Origin of the sequence: Allokutzneria albata (assembly GCF_900103775.1) — a bacterium.
GTDB classification, from domain to species: domain Bacteria; phylum Actinomycetota; class Actinomycetes; order Mycobacteriales; family Pseudonocardiaceae; genus Allokutzneria; species Allokutzneria albata.
The window spans coordinates 5883151-5900516 of the sequence record NZ_LT629701.1 but is presented as its reverse complement, the minus strand read 5'-3'; the positions used below and the strand labels follow the sequence as shown (position 1 = coordinate 5900516).

Here is a 17366-nt window from a genome sequence, read left to right as displayed (position 1 = left end):
CCGCTATGAGCACGGACAGGAGAAACTAGGAGTGCGTGGGGAAGCCGAGGTTCACGCCGTGGTGCTTCGGCCAACGTTGGGTGATCGCCTTCGCACGGGTGTAGAAGCGCACGCCGTCGGCCCCGTGCACGTGCGTGTCACCGAACAGCGAGTCCTTCCACCCGCCGAACGAGTAGTACGCCATCGGTACCGGGATCGGCACGTTCACGCCGATCATCCCCACGTGCACCCGTCGTTGGTACTCGCGCGCCGCGAGGCCGTCGCCGGTGAAGATCGCCGTGCCGTTGCCGTAGGGGTTGGCGTTCACCAGCTGCACCGCGGCGTCCAGCGTGGGTACGCGCACCACACACAGCACCGGCCCGAAGATCTCGTCCTGGTAGATCGACATCTCCGGCGTCACGTAGTCGAAAAGCGTTGGTGCCAGCCAGAAACCGCCTTCGTGCCCGGCCGGGGCGCAGTCCCGTCCGTCGACGACGAGCGCGGCACCGGACGCGACTCCGGCGTCCACATAGGACTTGACGCGGTCGCGGTGCACATCGGTCACGAGCGGCCCCATCTGCGAGGCCGGGTCGGTGCCGGGGCCGGTCACCAGGGACGCCATCCGCGAGGTGATCGCCGGGATCAGCGAGTCCGCGACATCACCGACCGCGACCACGACGGAGATCGCCATGCACCGCTCGCCCGCCGAGCCGAAGCCCGCCGAGACAGCGGCGTCGGCCGCACCGTCGATGTCCGCGTCGGGCAGCACCACCATGTGGTTCTTCGCGCCGCCCAACGCCTGGATCCGCTTGCCCGCGGCGGTTCCCCGTGCGTACACGTGCCGCGCGATCGGCGTGGAGCCGACGAAGGACGCGGCCGCGACATCAGGGTGGTCGAGCAGAGCGTTGACCGCGAGAGCATCGCCCTGCAGCACGTTCAGCACGCCATCGGGCAGACCCGCCTCCTGGAACAGCTCGGCGAGGCGGACGGCGGTGGACGGATCGCGCTCGGAGGGCTTGAGGACGAAGGCGTTCCCGCACGCGATGGCCAACGGGAACATCCACATCGGCACCATCGCGGGGAAGTTGAACGGAGTGATGCCCGCGACGACGCCGAGCGGCTGGCGCACGGAGTAGGCGTCGACGCCGCGCGAGACCTGCTCGGAGTGCTCACCCTTGAGCAGGTGCGGGATACCGCAGGCGAACTCCACCACTTCGAGGCCGCGCTGCACCTCGCCGGCGGCATCGGAGAGCACCTTGCCGTGCTCGGCGGTGATGATCTCGGCCAGCTCGTCGCGGTGGGCCTGGACCAGCTGGCGGAACTCGAACATCACCCTCGCGCGGGTGGACAGCGAGGACTCGGCCCAGTCCTGCGCGGCCTTCACCGCGGACGCCACCGCACTGTCCACATCGGACTGCTCGGCGAGGACGACCTCGCGCGCGACCTCTCCGCTCGCCGGTTGGAACACGCTGGCCCGCCGCGTGGAGGAGCCCGTGGTGCGCGCTCCGTCGATCCAGTGCGGGACTAAGCCGGTCACACTTCCTCCTAGTGGGACGGTGGGGCACATGTGGTGGAACGGGTGACCAGCTTGGGGTGCAGGAGCTTGCGGACCGGGTCGGTCCTGCCCTCGCGCACCCGCTGGAGCAGCGCTTCGGCGGCGAGCCGCCCCATCTCGCTGCGCGGCTGGTCGATCGTGGTCAGGGAGACGTGGCGCATCGACGCGAGCGAGGTGTTGTCGTAGCCGATGACCGAGACGTCCTGCGGCACCCGCAGCCCCGCCTCCTCCAGCGCTGAGATCGCGCCGACCGCGTTGTAGTCGTTGGCGGCGACGACGGCCGTGGGCGGGGGAACGGTGTTCCGCGCCGCCAGCATCTCCTTGATCGCCTTGGCTCCCGCGGCGTCGGTGTACTCGCTGCGGATCACCTCCGGCTCCAGCCCGTGCTCGCGCATCGCGACCTGGTAGCCGCGTCGCCGGAGCGCGGACTGCGAGCCGCCTCCACCGTCTAGGTGCGCGATTCGCCTGTGCCCCAGAGAGACCAGGTGATCGACAGCAATCCGCGAACCGGCCTCGCCGTCATCGTTCACCGTGTCCACAGTGGACAACCGGGACGACCGGGACACCAGTACGACCGGGGCTTCCTCGGCGGCCGACTCGATCGCGGAGGACGGCACGACCGGGCCGAGCAGGGCGAGTCCGGCGGGCCGGAAGGACAGCAGGCTGTTCAGCGCGCGCCGCTCGCGGGCCGGGCTGCGCCCACCGGAGTTGATGATCAGTTCGAAGCCCTCGGCCCGCGCCGCCGAGTCGAGGCCCTCCGCGACCTCGGCGAAGAACGGGTTGTGCAGGTCGGAGAGCATCACGCCGAGCACGGTGGACGTGCGACTGGCCAGGGCCCGGGCCATCACGTGCGGTGAGTAGCCCAGCTTCTCCGCCGCGTCGAGCACGGCCGCGCGGCGCTGCGCGCTGACCTTCGGCGAACCCCGCATGACCAGCGAAACCAGTGCTCGTGACACGTTCGCGACGCGCGCGACGTCCTCCATCGTCGGACGGGCCACAGCGTCCTCCTTGACCGGTCCTGCGATAACGACCAGGGTTGTGAGCCTTGACACTGTCGTGCGGAACGCTACAGCATTAGAGCGCTCCAACCAATAGAGCGCTCTAATAGCGCGAGTCCCCTGACCTGGACGGAGAGCGAATGCGCATCGGAGTTGCGGGTGTCGGGCGGATCGGCACCATGCACGCCGCCAACCTCGCCTCACTTGGCCGGATCGACGAGGTCGTGCTCTTCGACCCGGTCCCTGGGCGTGCCGAGCAGGCCGCCGCCGCGCTCGGTGGCGCCGTGCGGCACGTGGACGACCTCGACTCGCTGCTGTCCGCCTCGGACGGGGTCCTGCTGGCGACGCCGACGGACACGCACCCGGACATGCTGCGCAGGGCGTTGGCCGCCCGGGTGCCCACCCTGTGCGAGAAGCCGATCGCCAGTGACATCGACGAGATGCGCGCGCTGGTCAACGACGTGGAGGCCTCCGGGGTCGAGGTCCTGGTCGGCTTCCAGCGGCGGTTCGACCCCGCGACGGTCGAGCTGCACCGCCGCATCCGTGCCGGCGACGTGGGCACGATCTACCTCGTCCGGGCGATCGGGCACGACGCCAACCCGCCGGACTTCGGCTACCTCCCGGCTTCGGGCGGCATCTTCCGCGACCTGCTGATCCACGACCTGGACGCCGTGCCGTGGCTGGTCGGCGAGCCGGTGGTGGAGGTCTACGCGGCCGGGTCGGTGCTCGTGCACGACGCCTTCGCACAGGCCGACGACGTGGACAACGCCGTGGTGACGCTGCGCTTCGCGGGCGGGGCGCACGCCACGCTCGCCGGTGGGCGGCACAACCCGCTCGGCTACGACCACCGCATCGAGGTGCTGGGCAGCAAGGACTCCTTGACGGTGGGCGTCAACCCCCGCACCCCGCTGACCTCGCTGGAGAACGACGGCCCCAAGACCGGCCCCGGCGCCTACCCCGGCTTCATCGAGCGCTTCCACGACGCCTACCTCAACGAGATGGCGGTGTTCGTCGACGTGGTCTCCGGCGAGGCCGAGAACCCGTCTCCCGCACGGGAGAGCCTGACCAGCCTGGAGCTGGCACTCGCCTGTGACACCTCGCGCCGTACCGGAAACCCGGTGCGCGTCACCCAGACGGCGGAGGCCGCCCGATGAGCCCGAAGATCGCCGCGGCCCCGATCTCCTGGGGCGTCTGCGAGGTGCCCGGCTGGGGCCACGTGCTGGACGCGAAGACGGTGCTCGGCGAGATGGCGAGCCTCGGCGTCCAGGCCACCGAGCTGGGCCCGCCCGAATACCTCCCGACCGACCCCGCCGAGCTGCGCGAGCTGCTGGGCGGTCACGGCCTCAGCATGATCGGCGGGTTCCTCGCGGTACCACTGCACACCGGAGCGCAGTCCACCGTGGACGAGGCGGAGCGGACGGCGAAGCTGCTCGCCGAGACCGGTGCCGAGGTGCTGGTCCTCGCCGCGGCGACCGGCCTCGACGGCTACGACGACCGCCCCCGGCTCTCCGACGAGGAGTGGGCGACGCTCGTCGGCACCGCCGCGAAGATCCGCGACATCGCTGCCGCACAGGGGCTTCGCACCGTGCTGCACCCGCACGTCGGCACGCACGTGGAGAACGCCGAGGAGGTCGACCGCTTCCTGGCCGACTCCGACCTGGAGCTGTGCCTGGACACCGGGCACCTGCTCATCGGCGGCACCGACCCGGTCGAGCTGGCGCGCAGGTACGCCGACCGCATCGGGCACATGCACCTCAAGGACGTCCGGGCCGATCTCGCGGACCGGGTGCGCGCAGGCGAACTCGGTTACGCCAAGGCGGTCGGCCAGGGCATGTACGTCCCGCTCGGGGACGGGGACGTGGACATCGCCGGCATCGTCGCGTTCCTGCGCGGCGCCGGTTACGACGGTTGGTGGGTCCTGGAACAGGACACCGCGTTGCAGGTGGGGGACGCCGAAGCGGCGGGGCGGCCGGTGCGCGACACCGAGCGGAGCCTGCAGTACCTGGGGAAGCAGTTCGACTGAGATCGCTTTCTAGGAGAAGACAATGACGTCTCACCGATCCCGCCTCGGCGCGTTGGTCGGACTCACCGCCGCCGGCCTGGTGCTCGCGGCGTGCAGCGGCCCGACGGGCGGCTCAGGCAACACCAACGGCGGGGCAACGGGTCCCGCTCCTGCGGGTGGCCCGCTGAAGGTCGCCGTCGTCTCGCACGGCACGCCGGGCGACGCGTTCTGGAACGTCGTCAAGAACGGGGCCGAGGCCGCGGGCAAGGAACTGGGCGTGGAGGTCCAGTACCAGGCCAACGGCGATCCGGCCGCGCAGTCGAAGTCCATCGACAACGCGGTGGCGCAGAAGGTCGGTGGCCTCGTCGTGTCGATGGCCAACCCGGACGCGCTGCGCGACTCGATCACCAAGGCCGTCCAGGCGGGCATCCCGGTGGTCACGATCAACTCCGGTGAGCAGCGCAGCACCGAGTTCGGCGCGCTCATGCACGTCGGCCAGAACGAGGGCATCGCGGGTGAGCAGGCGGGCAAGAAGCTCAAGGACGCGGGCAAGCGCAAGCTGCTCTGCGTGATCCACGAGGCGGGCAACGTCGGCCTGAGCCAGCGCTGCGACGGCGCGGAGCGTGGCTTCGGCACCACGCAGAAGCTCCAGGTGGACATCAGCAACCCGACCGACGCGCAGGCCAGGCTCAAGGGCGCGCTCCAGTCGGACCCGTCGATCGACGCCGTGCTCACGCTGAACCCGCAGGTCGCGGGCAACGCGGTGAACGCGGCGAAGGAGTCGGGGGCCAAGGCGCAGGTGGCCACCTTCGACCTCAACTCCGATGTGGTCGCCGCGATCAAGAACGGGGACGTGCTCTTCGCCGTCGACCAGCAGCAGTACCTCCAGGGGTACCTGCCGGTGGTGTTCCTCAAGCTCTACAAGGACAACGCCAACACCGTCGGTGGTGGCCACCCGGTGCTGACCGGCCCCGGGTTCGTCGAGAAGTCCAATGTGGACGCTGTCGGCCGCAACGCCGACCGCGGCACCCGCTGATCGTCTCCGGCGGGCCTCCCCTTCAGGCCCGCCGGATCTCACCGAAGGAGTTGGGATGGCGTTGGCGGTGCAGGGAACCGACGAGCGCGTCGCTCGCGTTCGCCTGGCGGATCGCCTGGTCAGCAGACCGGAGCTCGGGTCGGTGCTCGGCGCGCTGGCCGTGTTCGTGTTCTTCTCGGTGCTCACCGACCAGTTCCTCAGCCCGATGGGCGTGGCGAACTGGCTGGACGACTCCTCGACGCTGGGCATCATGGCGGTCGCGGTCGCCCTGCTGATGATCGGCGGCGAGTTCGACCTGTCGGCGGGCGTGATGACCGCGTCGACCGCGCTGGTGACGGCGATCCTGGCCACCCAGCTCGGCTGGAACACCTGGCTGGCGCTGCTGGCATCGCTGGTCTTCGCGCTCGGGGTCGGGGCGCTCAACGGCTGGCTGGTGATGCGGACCGGCCTGCCGAGTTTCATCGTCACCCTCGGTACCTTCCTCGCCCTGCAAGGGCTCAACCTCGGTGTCACCCGGCTCGTGACCGGGACGGTGCAGGTCTCCGGCATGCGCAACGCCGACGGCTACGAGTCCGCCGGATACCTGTTCGCGTCCACTGTGGACATCGGAGGCACGTCCTTCCCGATCTCCATCGTGTGGTGGGTGCTGGCCGCGGCGGTCGGCAGCTGGGTGCTCATGCGCACCCGGTTCGGCAACTGGATCTTCGCGGTCGGCGGGGCCGCCCCGAGCGCCCGCGCGGTCGGCGTTCCGGTGGTGCGCACCAAGATCCTGCTGTTCATGACGACGGCGTTCGCCGCGTGGCTGGTCGGCTCGATCAACATCCTGCGGTTCACCACGGTGCAGGCCAACCAGGGCATCGGGCTGGAGTTCCAGTTCATCATCGCCGCGGTGATCGGCGGCTGCCTGCTCACCGGCGGCTTCGGCTCGGCGATCGGTGCCGCGATCGGCGCGCTGATCTTCGGCATGGCCCGGCAGGGCATCGTCTTCGCGCAGTGGGACAGCGACTGGTTCCAGCTGTTCCTCGGCATCATGCTGCTCGCCGCCGTCCTGGTGAACAACGCTTTCCGCCGCAGGGCGGAGCGGGTGAGGAAGTGAGATGAGTTCTCTCCTGGAGACCCGCGAGGTCGGCAAGAGCTTCGGCAGCGTGATCGCGCTGAACGGAGTGTCCACCGTGGTCAACGCGGGCGAGGTGACCTGCGTCCTCGGCGACAACGGCGCGGGCAAGTCGACGTTGATCAAGATCCTGGCCGGCGCGCACCAGCACGACACCGGCGAGTTCCTGATCGAGGGCAGGCCGGTCCGGCTGTCCAGCCCGCGCGAGGCGCTGGACCGGGGCATCGCCACGGTCTTCCAGGACCTCGCGGTGGTCCCGCTGATGAGCGTGTGGCGCAACTTCTTCCTCGGCTCCGAACCGCGCAAGGGCTGGGGACCGTTCTCCTGGCTGGACGGCAGGACCGCGCGTGCGACCACCAAGAAAGCCTTGGCGGAGATGGGGATCGACCTCCGCAACGTCGAGCAGCCGGTCGGCACGCTCTCCGGCGGCGAGCGCCAGTGCGTGGCGATCGCCCGCGCCGTCCACTTCGGAGCGAAGGTGCTCATCCTGGACGAGCCGACCGCCGCGCTCGGGGTGAAGCAGGCCGGGGTCGTGCTGCGCTACGTCGCCCAGGCCCGCGACCGGGGACTCGGAGTCGTGCTGATCACGCACAACCCGCACCACGCCTATCCGGTCGGCGACCGCTTCCTGCTGCTCAAGCGCGGCCGCAGCCTCGGCTGCTTCGACAAGGCCGACATCTCGCTGGAAGAGCTGACCAGGCAGATGGCGGGCGGCGCGGAGTTGGAAGCGCTGGAGCACGAACTGCGAGGAGTGCAGCAGTGACAACGCTCGAACTGCTCACCGTGGGACGCGTGGGTGTCGACCTCTACCCGGAACAGAGCGGGGTCTCGCTCGCCGAGGTCAGCACGTTCGCGAAGTCCCTCGGCGGGACGGCGACCAACGTCGCGGTGGCGGCGGCCAGGCTCGGCCGCCGCTCCGCCGTGTTCACCAAGGTCGGCGAGGATGATTTCGGCCCTTACGTCCGCAACGCGCTGAGCGGCTTCGGTGTGTCGCCGGAACACGTCGGCACGGAACCGGGTCTGCTCACCCCGGTGGTGTTCTGCGCGCTCAACCCGCCCGCCGATCCGCCGCTGTTGTTCTACCGCCGTCCCACCGCGCCCGATCTCCGGCTGCGCCCGGAGGACGTGCCGTGGGACGAGGTCGAGAACGTGCCGCTGTTCTGGGTCACCGGCACCGGTGTGTGCGAGGAGCCCGCGCGGGCCACTCAACGGGAGATGCTGCTGCGCCGTGGTCGCCGCGACCACACCGTGCTCGATCTGGACTACCGCCCGATGTTCTGGGAGTCCGAGGACGTCGCCCGCGCGGAGATCTCGTGGATGCTCGACCACGTCACGGTCGCGGTGGGCAACCGGACCGAGGTGGAGATCGCTGTGGGCACGGACGATCCCGACGAGGCGGCCAAACGATTGCTCGACCGCGGTGTGCGCCTGGCGATCGTGAAGAAGGGCGCCGAGGGCGTGCTGGTCGCCACCGAGCAGGGTTCGTGGACGGTGCCGCCGCACCCGGTGGAGGTGGTGTGCGGGCTCGGCGCCGGTGACGCGTTCGGCGGAGCACTCGCCCACGGATTGCTGGCAGGCTGGGACCCGGTGCGGATCGCGGAGTACGCCAACGTGGCCGGCGCGCTGGTCGCGTCGCGGCTGGCGTGCGCCGACGCCATGCCGACGTCCGCGGAGATCGAGGCTGAGCTGTCGTGATAACCCACTCGCAGTGGCGGGAACTGCTGCACACCAGGGCTTTCGAGCCCAGTGCGATCGCCGCCGCCTACGCCGCGCGTCGGCGCAGACCGCTGCTCGGGCCGAGCGGCACGCTGTTCCTGGTCGCTGCCGATCACCCGGCGCGCGGAGCTCTCGGCGCGGGTGGTGACCCCACCGCGATGGCCGATCGCCGCTCGTTGCTCGACCGCCTGCTCATCGCGCTGGACGATCCGGCGGTGGACGGTGTGCTCGGCACTCCGGACGTCATCGAGGAACTGCTGCTGTTGCACGGCCTGCACGACAAGGTCGTGATCGGCTCGATGAACCGCGGTGGCCTGGCCGGAGCCGACTGGGAGATCGACGACCGCTTCACCGCCTATTCCACGGAGTCCATTGTGGACTACCGGCTGGACGGCGGGAAGATGCTGCTGCGCTTGGTCAATTCTGATTCCGGAACGGCGCCGACGCTACACGCGTGTGCCGAGGCAGTGTCCGCGTTGGCCACCGCGGGCGTCATGGCGATGGTCGAACCGTTGCCCTACGAACGGGACGCCCAGGGGTTCCTCCGTCTTCAAGACGACGCAAGCTCGCTGGCCAGGGCGGTCACCATCGCCTCCGGTATCGGTCGGACGTCGGCGCACACGTGGCTCAAGCTCCCTGCGCCCGCCGATCCGGAGGCTGTGCTCGGCGCGACCACGTTGCCCTCGCTGGTCCTCGGCGGTCCGGATGCCGACATGTCCTTGTGGAACAACACATTGCGGCATCCGGTGGTGCGCGGCCTGGTGGTCGGCCGGACGCTGCTCTACCCGAAGGACGGCGACGTGGCCGCGGCGGTCGCCGACGCCGCGGCACTTCTCCGTTCCGCAAGAGAGGAGATCTCCGCGTGACGCTTCACCGTCCACAAGGGACGCTCGCAGCCGGTGGCGACCCGATCCTGCTGACACCGGAGGACGCGGGCTGGACCTACTGCGGCCTGCGCGTGCTGGTGCTGGAGCCGGGTGAGCCGCGCCGGATCGAGACGGGCGAGTTCGAGGCGTTCGTGCTCCCGCTCGCCGGTGGCTGCGTCGTCGAGGTCGACGGTCAGCGCTTCGAACTGGAAGGCCGGGGGTCCGTCTTCACCCGCGTCACCGATTTCGCTTACGTGCCGAGGGATGCTTCCGTCACCCTGACGTCGTCCGCCGGCGCGGAGATCGCGCTGCCGATGGCCAGGTGCACGCGGCGGCTCGAACCGCGCTACGGCCCGGCGGAGGACGTCCCGGTCGAGGTGCGCGGCGCGGGCAACGCCACCCGCCAGGTCACCAACTTCGGCACTCCGGGCGTCTGGGACCACGCGGACAAGCTCAACGCCTGCGAGCTGATCACGCCGGACGGCAACTGGTCGTCCTACCCGCCGCACAAGCACGACGACTCCGAGCCGTGCGAGGTGGTCAACGAGGAGATCTACTACTTCCGCATCGCCGCACGGGACGGGATCACACCGTCGCGCGAGGGCTTCGGCTTCCACCGCACCTACACCGGTGATATCAAGATCGCCTCCGAAGACCTGCTTGCAGGGTCGAGCATTGATGAGGACGTGACCGTGCGCGACGGCGATGTCTTCCTCATCCCGCGCGGCTACCACGGCCCGTGCGTCGCGGCGCCCGGCTACCCGATGTACTACCTCAACGTCCTCGCCGGCCCGGGGGAGGAGCGGTCCATGGCGTTCTGCGACGATCCCGCGCACACCTGGATCCGGGACACCTGGGCCACCACCCCCACCGACCCCCGATGCCCCGTCACCAGCGCGACCCCCAAACGCACCGAATGAGTCATTGAGGACTCCCAACGCGCCGAATGACTCGTTCGGTGCAAAACCCAGGAGGTAGTGGAGTGCGTACGGTTCGGCTGACCACGGCCCAGGCTCTGGTGCGGTGGCTGATCGCCCAGCGCACGGAGCTGCTGGACGGTTCGCAGGCGCCGCTGTTCCCCGGCGTGTTCGCGATCTTCGGCCACGGCAACGTGCTCGGCATCGGCAACGCCCTCGAAGAGCACCGCGACGAGATCCCGGTCTGGCGCGGGCAGAACGAGCAGGGCATGGCGCTCGCGGCGATCGGTTACGCCAAGGCCACCCACCGCCGCCAGGTCATGGTCGCGACGTCGTCCATCGGCCCGGGCGCGCTCAACATGGTCACCGCGGCGGGTGTCGCCCACGCCAACCGGCTGCCGGTGTTGCTGCTGCCGGGCGACACCTTCGCCAGCCGCGCGCCCGACCCCGTCCTCCAGCAGGTCGAGCACTTCGGCGACGGCACGCTCACCGTCAACGACGCGTTCCGCGCGGTGAGCCGCTACTTCGACCGGATCACCAAGCCGGAGCAGCTGCTCGCCGCGCTGCCGCAGGCCGCACGAGTGCTCACCGACCCCGCCGACTGCGGACCGGTGACCCTCGCGCTGCCGCAGGACGTGCAGGGCGAGGCGTTCGACTTCCCGGAGTCGCTGTTCGCGCCGGTGGTGCACCACATCACCCGCCCCCGCCCCGATTCCCGCGCGATCGAGCGCGCCGCCGGACTCCTCAAGAACGCGAAGCACCCGTTGCTCGTGGTCGGCGGCGGTGTCCGTTACTCCGGCGCGGGCGGCAAGGTGCTGGAGTTCGCCCAGACCCACGGCGTCCCGATCACCGAGACCACCGCGGGCCGGACCCTGGTCCCGCACGACCACCGACTGCACGCGGGGCCGCTCGGCGTCACCGGCTCGTCCTCGGCGAACACCCTCGCCGCCAAGGCCGACGTGGTGATCGCGGTCGGCACCCGCCTGCAGGACTTCACCACCGCGTCGTGGACGGTCTTCCACCCCGAAGCCAAGATCATCTCGATCAACGCCGCCCGCTTCGACGCGGTCAAGCACGGCTCGCTCGCCGTGGTGGCCGACGCCGCCGAAGGGTTGCGCGAGCTGAACCGCGCGCTCGGCGACTGGAAGGCCGGCGACCCGTGGACGGTCTCCGCCTCCCACGAGCGCGGCAAGTGGGACGCGCACATCGACGGCCTCCGTCAAGCCAAGGACGGCCTGCCGACCTACGCACAGGTGGTCGGCGCGGTCAACGACAACGCCCACCCGCAGGACTACGTGATGACCGCGTCGGGCGGCCTGCCCGGCGAGCTGATCGGCGGCTGGCGCGCGCTGGGCGCCGCGACGATGGACGTCGAGTACGGCTTCTCCTGCATGGGATACGAGCTCGCCGGCGCGTGGGGCGCGGCGATGGCCCGCGCGGAGACGCACCCGGACGGCGTCGTCACGACACTGCTCGGCGACGGCTCCTACCTGATGATGAACTCCGAGCTGTTCTCCGCCGCGTTCGCCGGGCACCCCCTGGTCGCGGTGGTCTGCGACAACGACGGCTTCGCGGTGATCGCCCGCCTCCAGCAGGGCCAGGGCGGCGCGGCCTACAACAACATGTTCGCCGACTGCCGGTCAGGCGTGGACAGCACGAAGCGCCGCGTGGACTTCACCGCGCACGCCGCCGCGCTGGGGTGCGGGGTGATCCAGGCCGACACCCTCGACGAGGTCGGTCCGGCGTACACGGCGGCCCGCGAACAGGCGCGCCAGGAGCGCCGCCCAGTCGTGGTCCTGGTGCGCACCCACCCGTCGTCGTGGACCGAGGCCGGAGCCTGGTGGGAGGTGGGAGTCCCCGAAACCGCCCACCGCACCGAGATCACCGAGGCCCACCGCGAGGCCCGGGAGGCCCGCACCCGCCAACTCCGCTACCTCGCGAACTGAGGTCCAGCCGCCGCGGGCACGTTCTCAGGGCCGTCCCACCGAATGCGGTGGAACGGCCCTGATGTGCGTTGTGGAGAGGGTCAGTCGCGGTACTTGTCCGCGTACCTGTCCTCGTACGGGTCCTCGTCCTCGTCGTCCTCGACGGGCTTCGCCGGAGAAGGCTTCTCGTCACCGGACCCGGACAGCTCGCGCTGCAGCGCATCGAAGTCGGCGGGAGGGGTGTTGTACTTGAGCTCCCGGGCCACCTTCGTCTGCTTGGCCTTTGCACGGCCGCGCCCCATGGCTCGACCCCCTCATACAGGGACGGGGGCGACCAGTGGTGGCCCCGCACGTCTCGACTCGTTTCCTGGCAGTCACCGTACCGTGCCCAGGCCCCTGAATGCGACGCGGCACGGCGGTCCGGGCAGTGCCTCATGACACGGTTGTGACCGCGTCGAGACCGCATGGCACGATTCCCCCGTGCCCCGTCCGTTCGTCGCCTATCTCCGGGTGTACGAGCCGTTGTCCTCTTTGGAGGGCGCGTTTCGTTCGCAGGTCGAGCACGCGTTGCGCAACGGAGGTGGTCTCACCAGGTCCCAGGCGGCCGATCGCGAGCGTGAACTGTGGCTTAGGACACAGTTGGCCGCGCCGGCCCGCCTTCTGCCCGGCGACAACGCCGAGGGCGAGGGCGCGCTCCGCAGGCTCGACGTGATCACGCTGCCCGCCGCCGAGGCGCCCGGCCGCGACGCGGTCGACGCCGACGAGTCCCCGCTGGTCTGCCCGCTCGACCTGCGCCCGCGCGCCGCCGCCGGAGTGATGGGCTTCCTGGCCAACTCGGTCGGCCCGCTGGTCGACGAGGCCCTGCCGATGCCGGTCGAGGTGGTCAAGGCCAGGGCGTCCGCGGCGCTGAGCAACCTGCCCCGCCGGGCCGCTCACGTCGTCTCCTCCACCTGGACCGTGCCGCTGCCGTGGTTCGCGCTGGTCGACCCGGGCGCGCGCAAGGTGGTCCTGAAGGAGCGCGGTGACGCCGAGCGCAGCGTGCACTGGCTGATCTCCATGACCGACGCGCGCCGCCGCGCCGAGGAGGCGCACGCCGTGGTCGTGGCGACGCTCGGGGAGGAGGGGCCCGCTCGCATCCTCCGGGACACCTCGCGCTGGCTGGCGCACTTCGACGTGAACTCGGTGATCGAGCTGGACTACGGCGGCCTGGTCCAGCTGCTGGAGGACTCGGAGCTGACCGAGGACACCTCGGCCGAGGACGTCCAGGTCGCGCTGAGCGCACTGGAGACCGGCAACGCCGAACTCGCTGCCGAGCGGTACGCGAAGCTCCGCGAGTTCTGGAGCGACCTGGCCTCGCGCGAGCAGCACAACTAACGCGCCCGCATCTCCCGAGCCGTCCGGCTGAACGCCAGCCCGGTGCCGACCGCGATCATCGGCAGCGCCGCGATCACGAACGCCCACCGCACGTCGATCGCGATCAGCACGCCCATCAGCGCGATCGAGACGGAGTCCAGCGTCATCCTCGGCAGGTCGACGATGCTGTTCACCCGGCCGAGCAGCTCGCGCGGCGCGGTGCTCTGGATGAAGGCGGGCAGCGCCACGTCGCTGGAATAGGCGACGCCGACCCCGAGCAGCGCGAGCACCACGGCCACGCCCCAGACGCTGGGCAGGAAACCGACGAGCGCGAACGCCAGGCCCTCGCACAGCGCCATGCCGATGATCAACAGACCCCACCGCTTCGGCAGCCCGGTGACCGAGGCGCCGAAGGCACCGACGAGCTGGCCGAGCCCCCACGACGCCGACAGCACGCCGAGCGCGATCGGGCTGCCGGACAGTTCCTTGGCGAGGACGGGCAACCCGACGACGAAGACCCCGGCGTAGGCCAGCGTGGCCGCGGTGACCAGCAGCAGGACGATCCGCATCTCGACGCTGTCGCGGGCGTAGCGCAGCCCGACGCCGATCTCCCGCCACAGCGGTGCCTCGGGTCGGTCCGCGGGCGTCCCCTTCGGCGCCCGGCTCAGCGTCGTCGCCGCGAACAGGAAGGTCGCCGCGTTCACCAGCATCGCCGTGGTGGTGTTGCCCACCGCGACCAGCACGCCGCCCGCCATCGGTCCGACCAGGCGTCCGACCTGCTCGCTCATCCCGAGCAGCGCGTTGGCCTTCGGCAGCTGGTCGTCGGAGACCAGCGACGGCAGGATGCTCGTGCTGGCGGGCCAGAAGAACGCCTCGGCGACACCCGACAGCACTCCGATGACGAAGAAGTGCCAGATCGCGATCGTCCCGGTGGCGTTGAGCAGCGCCAGCGCGAGCACGCAGCCGCCGCGCACCAGGTGGGAGAGCAGCATGACCGCACGCGGCGAGAGCCGGTCCGTGACCGCGCCGCCGACCAGCAGCAGCGCACCGCGCGGCACCGCGATCGACACCATGACGGCGGCCAGGGTCGTGGTCGAGGACCCGGTGGTGGACAGCACCAGCCACGCGAAGACCACGTCGTAGCTGTAGTCCCCGAGCATGGAGACCGACTCGCCCGCCCAGACACGGCGGAAGGTCCCCGGAAGATCGCGCATGAGCGAACTGTCGCCTCGACCACCCGCGCGGGCAACCGATATTCGAGTTCAGAGCTTGCGCAGCAACACCAGGCTCAGCACCGCGGCCGCGCCGCCCACCGCGAACGCGATCGGCCAGGACACCTCGGCGGCCAGCCAGCCCGCGATGCCCGGCGCGATCGCCGCCGACAGGTAGTTGGCCGTGTTCTGGAAGCCCAGCGCCGTGCCGCTGCGGCCCTCCGGAGCCATTTCCCCGGCCGCGGTGAACGCCAGCCCGTTCCAGCTCAGCGACAGCGCGGTGGCCGCCACCGCCACCACCGCGAGCACCGGAACGGCCACGTGTCCCCAGTCCAGCAGGGCCACCAGGCCCAGTGACACGGCGATCAGCAACGAGACGGTGCGCAGCGGCCCGAGCCTGCTCCGCACCCGGTCCGACCACGCCCCGTTGACCAGCCGTCCACCCGCGCCGAGCAGCTGCGCGACGGCGAGCAGGGTCGAGGCGACGGTCAGGCTGACGCCGCGGTGCTCGTGGAACAGCTCGACCAGCAGGGCGGCGGTGGTGAACTGCGGGATCACCAGGCACGCGCTGGCCACGCTGAGCCGCCACAGCCTGGGGGAGCGCAGCACCTCCCCGGCCCCGCTGTCCTTCGGCGCCCGCACGGCGCCCTCCGGCTCACGGACCCAGATCAGGACGGCGATCGCGGCGACCAGGCTGATCGCGGCCAGCACCAGGAAGGCCAGCGGAACGCCGCCGGTGTGCGCGGCCAGGGGCAGCACCAGCGCGGAGAACGCCGCGCCCGCCGGGGTGGCGCACTGCCGCACCCCCATCGCGATGCCCCGCTGGTCCGCGGGGAACCAGATCATCACGGCCCGCCCGCTCGCCGCGTTCGCGCTCGCCCCGAACGCCCCGGCGCCGAGCAGCGCCAGCGCGGCGACCAGCACGTCGTCGGTCGCCGCCGCCCCGGCGAGGCACAGGGCCGCCGCGACGAGGCCGATGGCCATCACCGGGCGCTCGCCGAAGCGGTCCGCGCTGGCGCCCCAGAGCACCAGCGTCAGCATCGTGCCGAGGTTGACCGCACCCACCAGGAGGCCCGCCTCCGGCAGGCTCAGCGCGAAGTGCTCGCGCAGTTGCGGGATGAGCACGGGAAGGCCGAGGAAGTAGGAGGCGTTCGCCCCCTGGCCTAGGGCTCCCGCCGCGAGCACCACCCAGCGATACCGTTCGGGGCGCGTGATCATCAGGGCAGCGTAGGTCTCGTATCCACATTGCGGGAGTACTTTCCCGAATAATGGAAAGACAGGCCAGATAATAGCGACTTCATGTGGAAGATTTTCCATGTCCAGACATGGGGCACTTCCAGAACTTTCGATCACCGCCGAAGTGCAAATTTCAGGAAAACCGCAGGTCATTGACCGTTTCTTGAGGTTCAAGCTCGCAGTGGCGATGGTCACATTCACGCGAAGGTACGGCCCTACTAGCAAGTATTCCGCTCCTTGATCGCGCGTCATCTTGGTCACACTGTTTGGTTGCCAATTTTCCAACCGTGCTGTGGTTCAGTCGTTCCTGTCCGGCGCACCCCCAGGCGCCACAGCTGAAAGGAAGACGATGACCTCGCTGCTTTCCCGCCTCGCCGTCGGTGGCGTCCTGATCGCCGCCCTGGGTGGAGCCGTCGCCCCCGTCGCGACCGCCGCGCCCGCCCCGGCCGTGAACTGCAACGAGGGCAACTCGCTCAAGGACGTCTTCCACTCGGCCGACCACGACGGCATCAGCGTCGTCTTCAACTTCCACTGCAAGGTCGAGGGCACGGTCCGCGAGATCGCTTTCCTCAACCCGGGTGAGAAGCCCTTCAACATGGAGGGTGAGATCAAGGAAGTCGCGCTGAAGAACGGCAAGAAGGTCAAGGTCGACCAGTCCGCCAAGGCGTGGATCCGCGTCGTCACCGACGGCTACAACTGGACCAAGGACGCCTACAAGGGCGAGAACATCCTCTCCGGTGAGGGCGCCGTGAAGCAGATCGTGCACGGCGACAACTTCGAGGGCCAGTCCAACTGGTTCATCGGCCTGGACAAGAAGCGCGGCTTCACCAAGACCGTCAAGGGCAAGACCATCACCGTGACCGTCAAGGTCTGAGACCGGTCACCGCCGGTGTCACCGGATCCCCAGCGGGTACTCACACGGAGTGACCGCTACGAAAGGAAAGTGATGACTTCGCGAGTCCCCACCCGTGGTCTGCGCAAGGCGATCGCCGCCGGCGCGGTGACGGCAGGGTTGCTGGGCGTGTTCGCGCCCGCCGCCTCCGCCGCCCCGGTGCAGGAGTGCGAACCGTTCACCTTCTCCGGAGTGCAGGTTCGTGACACCGGCGACACGACCGCTGTCGACCTGACCTACTCCCGCCCCGTCGAGGACGTGACGGTGCGCGAGCTGACCGAACCGCCCGTGCAAGACGGTTCGGGTGACCCGGTCCCGGTCAAGGGATCGACCTGGTTCGAGGTCCGGATGCTGTGCGGCTACGACTGGTACGGCAACCCGTACACCGGTCCGCGTCGTATCGAGGGCAAGGGCGTTGTCCGCGAGATCGTCCTCAACGGCGACTTCGAGGGCACCCTTTCCTGGGTCATCGGGACGGACAAGGGCTTGTTCCCGAGGTCCGTGCACCACACCGGGTCCACACTGACGATCGAGTTCCCCAAGGACTAGCGGGAACCGCACCGAGC

17 protein-coding genes are annotated in these 17366 nt (G+C 70.1%); 12 read left to right on the top strand and 5 right to left on the bottom strand.

Features of this window, described 5'->3' with window-relative positions; all coding sequences use genetic code 11:
- Window positions 1–25: 25 nt before the first annotated feature.
- Together BLT28_RS26740 and BLT28_RS26735 are read right to left on the bottom strand one after the other, a co-directional pair.
- Window positions 26–1516: a CoA-acylating methylmalonate-semialdehyde dehydrogenase gene (locus BLT28_RS26740; RefSeq protein WP_030427126.1), complete on the bottom strand. Its 1491-nt coding sequence runs from the start codon at window positions 1514–1516 to the stop codon at window positions 26–28.
- An 8-nt stretch (window positions 1517–1524) separates the two neighbouring features.
- Window positions 1525–2532 (bottom strand): LacI family DNA-binding transcriptional regulator, encoded by a 1008-nt coding sequence (locus BLT28_RS26735; RefSeq protein WP_030427127.1) that lies wholly within the window; start codon window positions 2530–2532, stop codon window positions 1525–1527.
- 140 nt (window positions 2533–2672) lie between these two features.
- On the opposite strand from BLT28_RS26735, the gene BLT28_RS26730 reads away from it, so the two are divergent.
- From BLT28_RS26730 to iolD, 9 genes are read left to right on the top strand one after another with little or no spacing between them, the layout of a single operon-like run.
- The gene (locus tag BLT28_RS26730; RefSeq protein WP_030427128.1) at window positions 2673–3686 is read left to right on the top strand and encodes a Gfo/Idh/MocA family protein; all 1014 of its coding nucleotides are present in this window, start codon (window positions 2673–2675) and stop codon (window positions 3684–3686) included.
- The gene (locus tag BLT28_RS26725) at window positions 3683–4555 is read left to right on the top strand and encodes a TIM barrel protein (protein WP_030427129.1); all 873 of its coding nucleotides are present in this window, start codon (window positions 3683–3685) and stop codon (window positions 4553–4555) included. Before BLT28_RS26730 ends, BLT28_RS26725 begins: the two co-directional genes overlap by 4 nt.
- Before the next feature lie 22 nt (window positions 4556–4577).
- The gene (locus tag BLT28_RS26720; RefSeq protein WP_030427130.1) at window positions 4578–5570 is read left to right on the top strand and encodes a sugar ABC transporter substrate-binding protein; all 993 of its coding nucleotides are present in this window, start codon (window positions 4578–4580) and stop codon (window positions 5568–5570) included.
- A gap of 55 nt (window positions 5571–5625) precedes the next feature.
- Window positions 5626–6666, top strand: coding sequence for an ABC transporter permease (locus BLT28_RS26715; protein ID WP_030427131.1), 1041 nt, complete (start codon window positions 5626–5628; stop codon window positions 6664–6666).
- Between the two features lies 1 nt (window position 6667).
- The gene (locus BLT28_RS26710; RefSeq protein ID WP_030427132.1) at window positions 6668–7447 is read left to right on the top strand and encodes an ATP-binding cassette domain-containing protein; all 780 of its coding nucleotides are present in this window, start codon (window positions 6668–6670) and stop codon (window positions 7445–7447) included.
- Window positions 7444–8379: a 5-dehydro-2-deoxygluconokinase gene (gene iolC / locus BLT28_RS26705; RefSeq protein ID WP_030427133.1), complete on the top strand. Its 936-nt coding sequence runs from the start codon at window positions 7444–7446 to the stop codon at window positions 8377–8379. The genes BLT28_RS26710 and iolC overlap by 4 nt, the downstream gene beginning before the upstream one ends.
- A complete protein-coding gene (locus BLT28_RS26700; protein ID WP_030427134.1) occupies window positions 8376–9266 on the top strand; it encodes a Cgl0159 family (beta/alpha)8-fold protein in 891 nt (296 codons plus the stop codon). Before iolC ends, BLT28_RS26700 begins: the two co-directional genes overlap by 4 nt.
- Entirely contained in the window at window positions 9263–10186 is a 924-nt protein-coding gene (gene iolB, locus BLT28_RS26695; protein ID WP_030427135.1) for a 5-deoxy-glucuronate isomerase, read from the top strand. The genes BLT28_RS26700 and iolB overlap by 4 nt, the downstream gene beginning before the upstream one ends.
- 26 nt (window positions 10187–10212) lie before the next feature.
- Entirely contained in the window at window positions 10213–12129 is a 1917-nt protein-coding gene (gene iolD, locus BLT28_RS26690) for a 3D-(3,5/4)-trihydroxycyclohexane-1,2-dione acylhydrolase (decyclizing) (RefSeq protein WP_030427136.1), read from the top strand.
- Window positions 12130–12209: 80 nt separating this feature from the next.
- Here iolD and BLT28_RS26685 read toward each other — a convergent pair whose 3' ends face one another.
- Window positions 12210–12410 carry a DUF3073 domain-containing protein gene (locus BLT28_RS26685; RefSeq protein ID WP_030427137.1) on the bottom strand — a complete coding sequence of 67 codons (201 nt, stop codon included), beginning with the start codon at window positions 12408–12410 and terminating at the stop codon, window positions 12210–12212.
- Between the two features lie 178 nt (window positions 12411–12588).
- Here BLT28_RS26685 and BLT28_RS26680 point away from each other — a divergent pair, with 178 nt between their 5' ends.
- Window positions 12589–13482 (top strand): hypothetical protein, encoded by an 894-nt coding sequence (locus BLT28_RS26680; protein WP_030427138.1) that lies wholly within the window; start codon window positions 12589–12591, stop codon window positions 13480–13482.
- Here the strand turns inward: BLT28_RS26680 and BLT28_RS26675 are convergent.
- Together BLT28_RS26675 and BLT28_RS26670 are read right to left on the bottom strand one after the other, a co-directional pair.
- Complete coding sequence (locus BLT28_RS26675) at window positions 13479–14675, bottom strand: MFS transporter (protein ID WP_030427139.1); 1197 nt, start codon at window positions 14673–14675, stop codon at window positions 13479–13481. The two genes, BLT28_RS26680 and BLT28_RS26675, sit on opposite strands and share 4 nt — an antisense overlap.
- A 48-nt stretch (window positions 14676–14723) precedes the next feature.
- Window positions 14724–15890 (bottom strand): MFS transporter, encoded by a 1167-nt coding sequence (locus BLT28_RS26670; RefSeq protein WP_030427140.1) that lies wholly within the window; start codon window positions 15888–15890, stop codon window positions 14724–14726.
- Between the two features lie 367 nt (window positions 15891–16257).
- Between BLT28_RS26670 and BLT28_RS26665 the strand changes: the two genes are divergently transcribed.
- Window positions 16258–16782: an AMIN-like domain-containing (lipo)protein gene (locus BLT28_RS26665; protein WP_030427141.1), complete on the top strand. Its 525-nt coding sequence runs from the start codon at window positions 16258–16260 to the stop codon at window positions 16780–16782.
- Window positions 16783–16854: 72 nt separating this feature from the next.
- Window positions 16855–17349, top strand: coding sequence for an AMIN-like domain-containing (lipo)protein (locus tag BLT28_RS26660; protein ID WP_030427142.1), 495 nt, complete (start codon window positions 16855–16857; stop codon window positions 17347–17349).
- Window positions 17350–17366 lie beyond the last annotated feature (17 nt).

Excerpts from the sequence above, each read along its gene's own strand:
- BLT28_RS26710 (WP_030427132.1), top strand. The coding sequence starts at position 6,668 with ATGAGTTCTCTCCTGGAGACCCGCGAGGTCGGCAAGAGCTTCGGCAGC.
- BLT28_RS26660 (WP_030427142.1), top strand. The coding sequence starts at position 16,855 with ATGACTTCGCGAGTCCCCACCCGTGGTCTGCGCAAGGCGATCGCCGCC.
- BLT28_RS26670 (WP_030427140.1), bottom strand. The coding sequence starts at position 15,890 with ATGATCACGCGCCCCGAACGGTATCGCTGGGTGGTGCTCGCGGCGGGA.
- BLT28_RS26730 (WP_030427128.1), top strand. The coding sequence starts at position 2,673 with ATGCGCATCGGAGTTGCGGGTGTCGGGCGGATCGGCACCATGCACGCC.
- iolD (WP_030427136.1), top strand. The coding sequence starts at position 10,213 with ATGACTCGTTCGGTGCAAAACCCAGGAGGTAGTGGAGTGCGTACGGTT.
- BLT28_RS26715 (WP_030427131.1), top strand. The coding sequence starts at position 5,626 with ATGGCGTTGGCGGTGCAGGGAACCGACGAGCGCGTCGCTCGCGTTCGC.
- BLT28_RS26675 (WP_030427139.1), bottom strand. The coding sequence starts at position 14,675 with ATGCGCGATCTTCCGGGGACCTTCCGCCGTGTCTGGGCGGGCGAGTCG.
- BLT28_RS26685 (WP_030427137.1), bottom strand. The coding sequence starts at position 12,410 with ATGGGGCGCGGCCGTGCAAAGGCCAAGCAGACGAAGGTGGCCCGGGAG.
- BLT28_RS26725 (WP_030427129.1), top strand. The coding sequence starts at position 3,683 with ATGAGCCCGAAGATCGCCGCGGCCCCGATCTCCTGGGGCGTCTGCGAG.
- BLT28_RS26720 (WP_030427130.1), top strand. The coding sequence starts at position 4,578 with ATGACGTCTCACCGATCCCGCCTCGGCGCGTTGGTCGGACTCACCGCC.
- BLT28_RS26665 (WP_030427141.1), top strand. The coding sequence starts at position 16,258 with ATGACCTCGCTGCTTTCCCGCCTCGCCGTCGGTGGCGTCCTGATCGCC.